The 6,970-nt window shown below is 73.5% G+C and carries 5 protein-coding genes; 3 read left to right on the forward strand and 2 right to left on the reverse strand.

Annotation, left to right across the window (positions count from 1 at the left end):
- Window positions 1–44: 44 nt before the first annotated feature.
- Window positions 45–989 carry a beta-ketoacyl-ACP synthase III gene (locus tag ACFU74_RS21140; RefSeq protein WP_380758909.1) on the forward strand — a complete coding sequence of 315 codons (945 nt, stop codon included), beginning with the start codon at window positions 45–47 and terminating at the stop codon, window positions 987–989.
- A 189-nt stretch (window positions 990–1,178) separates the two neighbouring features.
- Here ACFU74_RS21140 and ACFU74_RS21145 read toward each other — a convergent pair whose 3' ends face one another.
- Complete coding sequence (locus tag ACFU74_RS21145) at window positions 1,179–1,826, reverse strand: TetR family transcriptional regulator (RefSeq protein ID WP_266311629.1); 648 nt, start codon at window positions 1,824–1,826, stop codon at window positions 1,179–1,181.
- A 457-nt stretch (window positions 1,827–2,283) separates the two neighbouring features.
- On the opposite strand from ACFU74_RS21145, the gene ACFU74_RS21150 reads away from it, so the two are divergent.
- The gene (locus ACFU74_RS21150; protein WP_380758916.1) at window positions 2,284–4,638 is read left to right on the forward strand and encodes a PQQ-binding-like beta-propeller repeat protein; all 2,355 of its coding nucleotides are present in this window, start codon (window positions 2,284–2,286) and stop codon (window positions 4,636–4,638) included.
- Between the two features lie 44 nt (window positions 4,639–4,682).
- Here ACFU74_RS21150 and galE read toward each other — a convergent pair whose 3' ends face one another.
- Entirely contained in the window at window positions 4,683–5,666 is a 984-nt protein-coding gene (gene galE, locus ACFU74_RS21155) for a UDP-glucose 4-epimerase GalE (RefSeq protein WP_380758912.1), read from the reverse strand.
- 121 nt (window positions 5,667–5,787) lie between these two features.
- Here galE and ACFU74_RS21160 point away from each other — a divergent pair, with 121 nt between their 5' ends.
- Window positions 5,788–6,918 (forward strand): S1C family serine protease, encoded by a 1,131-nt coding sequence (locus ACFU74_RS21160; RefSeq protein WP_380758914.1) that lies wholly within the window; start codon window positions 5,788–5,790, stop codon window positions 6,916–6,918.
- Window positions 6,919–6,970: the final 52 nt, after the last annotated feature.

The raw sequence follows: 6,970 nt of genomic DNA on the forward strand, positions 1-6,970 counted from the left end.
GTCGCGACCCGCTGACCAGTGGGTAACGCGGTTGAGTGGGCAGCATGAGCGGTTCGCGCATCGTGGCACTCGGCCACTACCAGCCCCCCAAGGTCCTCACCAACGACGACCTGGCGAAGCTGGTCGACACCGACGACGAGTGGATCCGCAGCCGGGTGGGCATCCGGACGCGGCACATCGCGGAGAGCGAGACCGTCGTCGACCTCGCCACCGAGGCGGCGCAGAAGGCGCTGGCCAACAGCGGCCGGACGGCGTCCGAGGTCGACCTGGTCGTGGTCGCCACCTGCACCGCGGTGGAACGCAGCCCCAACACGGCCGCCGCCGTCGCCGCCCGGCTCGGGGTGCGGTCGCCGGCCGCCTACGACATCAACACGGTCTGCTCGGGCTTCTCGTACGCACTGGCCACCGCCGACCACGCGATCCGGGCCGGAGCGGCCCGCACGGCGCTGGTGATCGGCGCGGAGCGGATGTCGGACACCCTGGACTGGACCGACCGCTCCACCTGTGTGATCTTCGGCGACGGTGCCGGCGCGGCGCTGGTCGAGGCCCAGGAGGACGGCCAGGAGCCGGGGATCGGCCCGGTGGTCTGGGGCTCCGAGCCGGAGCGGGGCGACGCCGTGGTGATCACCGGCTGGGACCCGGTGATCAGCCAGCAGGGCCAGTCGGTGTTCCGCTGGGCGACCACCCAGATCGCCCCGCTGGCCCGGCAGGCCTGCGAGCGGGCCGGGATCGACCCGTCCGAGCTGAAGGGCTTCGTGCCGCACCAGGCCAATCTGCGGATCATCGACGCGATCGCGAACCGGCTCGGGGTCACCGACGCGGTGGTGGCCCGGGACGTCGTGGACTCCGGCAACACCTCGGCGGCCTCCGTCCCGCTGGCCTTCTCCAAGCTGGTCGAGCGCGGCGAGCTGTCCCCCGGCGACCCGGTCCTGCTGTTCGGCTTCGGCGGCGGCCTCGCCTACGCGGGCCAGGTCGTCCGCTGCCCGTGATCCACCTGTCCTGACACCTCCCGACATGCCTGTGGGCGGTCACCCTTGCCGGGTGACCGCCCACAGGCGTGTCATGGCGCGCGGCGGACCGCCGGCGGACCTCCCCCGAGGACACGGCCGCCGTCCGTCGTACCCCGGACAGGAGGCCGGGGCGCGCGCGAAGCGGAAGGTGGGTCGGAGCGGATCGGTCTACTTGGGCGCCTTCTTGCCGGTGACGCCCAGGTACACCAGGGGAGCGAGGTTGGGCTTGAGGTCCTTGACCTTGACGCCCCAGGAGGTGAAGGCCTTCTGGTGCTCGGCCGCCGAGGCGAGCAGCGAGACCAGCGACCCGGCGACCGCGGCCGGATCGAGCGACTTGTCGGCCTGGCCCTTCGCCTGGAGTTCCTTGACGGCCTCCGTGAGCGGCTTGGCGACCGCGTTGAGGACGGTCATGCGGATCTTGAAGAACCGCTTGTCCCCTTCGGCGGCACCGAGCGTGACCACGCGGAGAATGGCGTCGTTCTTGCGCCAGAAGGCGAGGAATCCGTCGACCAGTTCTTCCGAAGTGGCCGTGCCGGACTTCCCTGCCCAGGACTTTCCGGCCACCAGCTCTTTGAGCGTGTCGGCGTCCTTGGCCATTTCCTCGGCGATTTCGAGGACGGCGCCCTCGACATCCGGGAAGTACTGGTAGAAGGTCGCGGGGGAGGTACCCGCCATACGGGCGACGTCGATGACCTTGACGTCCCGATAGGGCGACGTGCTGAGCATCTCGCGGAGGCAGTCGAGCAGCTTCTGCCGCGTCTCCTGTCCGCGTCGCCCGGCGACGCGACCGTCGACGGTGCGAACTTGTCCTGTCATGCCGTCAGCTTACCGTGGCCCGATCTTGGCGCGATTCGGTGATGTGACAATTACTCCGCACGGGGGTTGGTATAGCCGTTCAGGGCGCTTCGGATGGATATTTTCAGCCCCCCGCACCCCTCGTTGACGCCCCCCCGTGCACCGGCGACGCCGCAGGGTGACGAACCCTTCGCTGAGGGGTTATCGAGTAACGGAGCGTGACGGCTGCCGCGGGGGTGTGAGTTGCCCCTCGCGGCACGCCCGGGCGTGTCGGGTGCAAGTCGAGGCCGGAGCGGACGTCAGAATCCGGCCGTTTCGGCGCCGCTGACCGGGCAGTGGAGCCTCCCTCCGGCCGGACACCGCTCTGGGCGGGGGAGGTTGGAGATGGGCCGGGCGGCATTGGAGAATCGGGTCCGGCACCACGCGGTGGGTGCGCGGCACCACGCGGGCGGTGCTCAAGACGGGGAGGTGGCAGCGGGTGGACCAGCTGACGGCGCACGATCCGAGGCGGATCGGGCCCTTCGAGGTGCTGGGGCGGCTCGGGGCGGGCGGCATGGGCCTGGTCTACCTGGCGCGGTCGGCGTCCGGCCGACGGGTGGCGATCAAGACGGTCCGGGGGGAACTGGCCGAGGACGAGCTGTTCCGGGTCCGGTTCGCCCGGGAGATCGCGGCCGCCAAGACGGTCGGCGGCTTCTACACGGCGGCCGTGGTGGACGCCGACGCGGACGCCCGGGTGCCCTGGCTGGCCACCGCGTACGTCCCGGCGCCGTCCCTGGAGGACCTGGTCACCGAGTGCGGGCCGCTGCCGGTCGGGGCGGTGCGCTGGCTGGTGGCCGGCATCGCCGAGGCCCTGCAGTCCATCCACGCCGCCGGACTGGTCCACCGCGACCTCAAGCCGTCCAACGTGCTGGTCGTCGAGGACGGCCCCCGGGTGATCGACTTCGGCATCGCCGCCGGGGTCTCCAGCACCCGGCTCACCATGACCAACGTCGCGGTCGGCACCCCGGCGTACATGTCGCCGGAGCAGGCCAGGGACAGCCGGGGCGTCACCGGCGCCAGCGATGTCTTCTCGCTCGGCTCGCTGCTGGTCTTCTGCGCCACCGGCCACCCGCCCTACCGGGGCGCCAACCCGGTGGAGACGGTCTTCCAGCTGCTGCGCGACCAGCCCGACCTCTCCGGCCTGCCCGCGGAGCTGGCCGACCTGGTGCGCGCCTGCATGCGGCCGGCGCCCGAGCACCGGCCGACCCCGGAGCAGATCCAGGCCGAGCTGGCCCCGCACCTGTTCTCCCGGGACGACGCCTCCGGCGAGGCGGGGGACTGGCTGCCGCCGGACGCGCTCGCCCTCATCGAGCAGAAGCGCGGCCGGCGCCAGCCGCCGCCGGCCGTCCCGCCGCAGCCCGCGCCGCAGCACCCGCCGCACCAGGCCGTCCCGCACCGGGCTCCGGTGTCGCACCCGGGCCAGGACGACCCGCGCACCAGGGCGGTCGCCGGGCACGCCCCGCCGTCCGCCGGGCCGGTGCACAGCAGACCACCCGGACCGGACACCGAGGCGGCCACCGAGAAGCTGGCCGCCCCCAGCCGGCACCGCCGGCCGGTCGCCGACGAGGGCGACGAGGTGCGGCTGCCCGGCGCCTCGGTCCGGATAGGGCCGGGGCCGCGCGCCGAGCAGGCCGGCCCGGGCGCGCCGCCCGCCGAGACCGACTGGGTCCGCCGGATCACCCCGCCCCCGGCCGCCAGGGCGGCCCGCTGGCGGCCGTGGCGGTTCCGGATGTCCAACGACGTCTGGGGCACCCCCGTGGTCGCCGACGGCACCCTGTTCGTCTCCAGCTTCGAGGTGCACGCCCTGGACATCGCGTCCGGGCAGCGCCGCTACAAGACCCGGGACGTCGCCTGGGCGCTCGCCGTGGACGCCGGCCGGGTGCACGCGGCCGACGGCCCGCACCTGTACACGGTCGACGTCGCGGACGGCACCGAGCGCTGGCGGCACTCGCTGAACGGCTGGGTGTACTCGCTGGACGCGGCCGAGGGCGTGCTCTGCTGCGGCGTCCGGGGCGGCGGCGTCCAGCTGCGCTCGGCGGCCACCGGCGCCGAGCTGTGGCGGGCCGACGACGCCCAGCAGGACTTCGAGAACCCGCAGTCCGGTCCGGCCGTGGTGGGCGGTGCGGCGTACTACTACGGCGGCGGTCGGCTGCGCTGCGTGGACCCGCGCGGCGCCGGCCTGCGCTGGTCGGTTGCGGTCGGCGAGGACGTGCCGTCCCGCCCGGTCGAGCGCTCCGGCGTGCTGTACGTGACGGCCGGCACCCGGGTGTACGCGCTGGACGCGGCGAGCGGCGCCGAGCGCTGGCGGTTCGAGGCCCCGGTGGTGCTGTTCACCCCGCCGGCGCTGGACGCCGACGCGGTCTACGTCGCCGACTACCTCGGCACGGTCTACGCGCTGGACGCGGCCACCGGCCGGGACCGCTGGCGCGCGGTCACCGGCACCCGGCAGGGCGCCGAGCCGGTGGTGGTCGGGGACGGCATGGTGCTGGTCGGCAGCGGCGAGGTGCTGTACGCGTTCGAGGCGGGCAGCGGCCGGGAGCGCTGGCGGTACACCGCGCGGGACGAGATCGTCGGCTCCCCGGCGGTCGCCGACGGGCTGGTGCACCTCGGCAGCCGGGACCACTCGCTGCACACCGTGGACCTGGCCAGCGGTCAGCTGCGCTGGGAGCTGGGCACCAAGGGCGAGCTGACCGGCTCACCGGTGGCGGTCGGCGGGAAGGTGTTCGTCGGCAGCAAGGACCGGTGCGTCTACGCGCTGGACGCCTTCTACGGCACGGCGGTGCCCTCGCACTGACCGGGGGCGGGCGGCGGGAGCCGGGGGCCCCCGCCGCGGGCGCGCTACTTCCGGGCCTCCGGGTGGCGGCTGCACCAGCCCTCCCAGGCCGAGTCCACCATGGACTCGACCCCGTGCCGGGCGGTCCAGCCCAGCTCGCGGTTGATCAGCTCGGCCGAGGCGACCACCCGGGCCGGGTCGCCGGGGCGGCGCGGGGTGATCTCGGGGGTCGTGTCGTACCCGGTGACCTTGCCGATCACGTCCAGCATCTCCCGGACGCTGACGCCCTCGCCGCGGCCGATGTTGAGCACCAGCGAGGTCTCCCCGGCCGGGTCGGCCGCCAGCCGCTTCGCCGCGGCCACGTGGGCCGAGGCGATGTCGGAGACGTGGATGAAGTCGCGGACGCAGGTGCCGTCCGGCGTGGGGTAGTCGTCGCCGAAGACCCGCGGCGCCTGGCCGGCGGTGAGCCGCTCGAAGACCATCGGGATCAGGTTGAACACACCGGCGTCGGAGAGCTCCGGCGAGGCGGCGCCGGCCACGTTGAAGTAGCGCAGCGCGACGGTGGACATCCCATACGCCTTGCCGGCCGCGGCCACCAGCCACTCGCCGGCCAGCTTGGTCTCGCCGTACGGGCTCATCGGCGCGCAGGGGGTCGACTCGGTGACCAGGTCGACGTCGGGCATGCCGTAGACGGCGGCGGAGGAGGAGAAGAGGAAGCGCTTGACGCCGCCCTCGGCCGCGGCCTCCAGGACGGTCTGGAGACCGATCATGTTCTCGCGGTAGTACAGGAAGGGCTGCTCGACCGATTCGCCGACCTGCTTCTTGGCGGCGAAGTGCAGGACGCCCTCCACCCGGTGCTCGCGAATGGCCGCGTCCAGCGCGGTCCGGTCCAGGGTCGACCCCTCGACCAGGGCGACGCCCTCGGGCAGCCGGGTCCGGTCGCCGGTGCTCAGGTCGTCCAGGACGGCCACGCGCTCGCCCGCGTCGAGGAGCTGCTGCACGACGTGCCCGCCGATGTAACCGGCACCGCCGGTGATCAACCAAGTCATGGGCCGAATCCTAGGGTGTGGGGATTTCGCGGTGGCGCCGTGGGCGCGTCGGAGCGGGAGAACCGGACATTTCGGTGAAATGCTGACAAAGATCTCTGCGTCGCGTCCGAAGCGGCCCGTCATGGCCGCGCCGAGGAATCCGGAGGCCGTCACGGTGAACCGCACGAAGGAGTCCGCACGTCCGATCGTCGTCGCGGTACTGGCCGCGCTGGCGCTGGCCGGGTGCAGCAACGGGTCGTCCTCGGACTCCTCCTCGTCGGCGAACGGCTCCCCGACCGCCTCCGCCGGGGCCACCGGGGGCGCCGTCCAGCCGGGCGGCGCCAACCAGCTCCAGTCCGACTACCAGCGGGTGATCGGGGACGTGCTGCCCTCGGTGGTGCAGATCACCACCGCGAGCGGCCTCGGCTCCGGGATCGTCTACGACGACCGGGGCGACATCGTCACCAACGCCCACGTGGTCGGCACCGCGACCGCCTTCACCGTCACGCTGGCCGGCAGCACCAAGCCGCTGGACGCCACCCTGGTCGCCAGCTACCCGGAGTCCGACCTCGCGGTGATCAGGCTCGGCAGCCCGCCGGACGGCCTCAAGCCGGCGTCCTTCGGGGACTCCACCAAGGTCGAACTGGGCCAGATCACGCTCGCCATGGGCAGCCCGCTCGGCCTCTCCAGCAGCGTCACCCAGGGCATCGTCTCGGCCACCGGCCGGACCGTCTCGGAGCCGGGAAGCCCGGGCTCGCCGGGCGCCGTCATCGGCAACATGGTGCAGACCTCGGCCGCGATCAACCCCGGCAACAGCGGCGGCGCGCTGGTCAACCTGGACAGCCAGGTGATCGGCATCAACACGCTGGCCGCCACCGAGCCGCAGGCCAACGGCGCCGCCGCCCCGGGCATCGGCTTCGCCATCCCGGCCTCCACCGTGACCAGCATCGCCGACCAGCTGATCAAGGACGGCAAGGTCACCAACTCCGGCCGGGCCGCCCTCGGCATCACCGCCCGGACCTACTTCGACCAGGACTTCCGCCCGGCCGGGGCCGTGGTGGTCGCCGTCACGCCGGACGGCCCGGCCGCCTCGGCGGGCCTCCAGGTCGGCGACGTGATCACCAGGATCGGCGACACCGCGGTCGACTCGCTGAACTCGCTCACCACCGCGCTGGCCTCGCTGGCGCCGGGCAGCAAGGTCACCGTCACCTACGACCGGGACGGCCGGAGCAGGACCGCCGAGGTCACCCTCGGCACCCTGGAGACGCCCTAGGCGCGTCCCACCAGCACCCGGACGGCGGGCGGCCCGCACGACCGCGCAAGGG

The sequence above is a fragment of the Kitasatospora sp. NPDC057500 genome (assembly GCF_042802195.1).
In the GTDB taxonomy this organism is placed as follows: Bacteria; Actinomycetota; Actinomycetes; order Streptomycetales; family Streptomycetaceae; genus Kitasatospora.

Coding starts and splice junctions, on each gene's coding strand:
- ACFU74_RS21140 (WP_380758909.1), top strand. CDS start 45: ATGAGCGGTTCGCGCATCGTGGCACTCGGCCACTACCAGCCCCCCAAG.
- ACFU74_RS21145 (WP_266311629.1), bottom strand. CDS start 1,826: ATGACAGGACAAGTTCGCACCGTCGACGGTCGCGTCGCCGGGCGACGC.
- galE (WP_380758912.1), bottom strand. CDS start 5,666: ATGACTTGGTTGATCACCGGCGGTGCCGGTTACATCGGCGGGCACGTC.
- ACFU74_RS21160 (WP_380758914.1), top strand. CDS start 5,788: ATGGCCGCGCCGAGGAATCCGGAGGCCGTCACGGTGAACCGCACGAAG.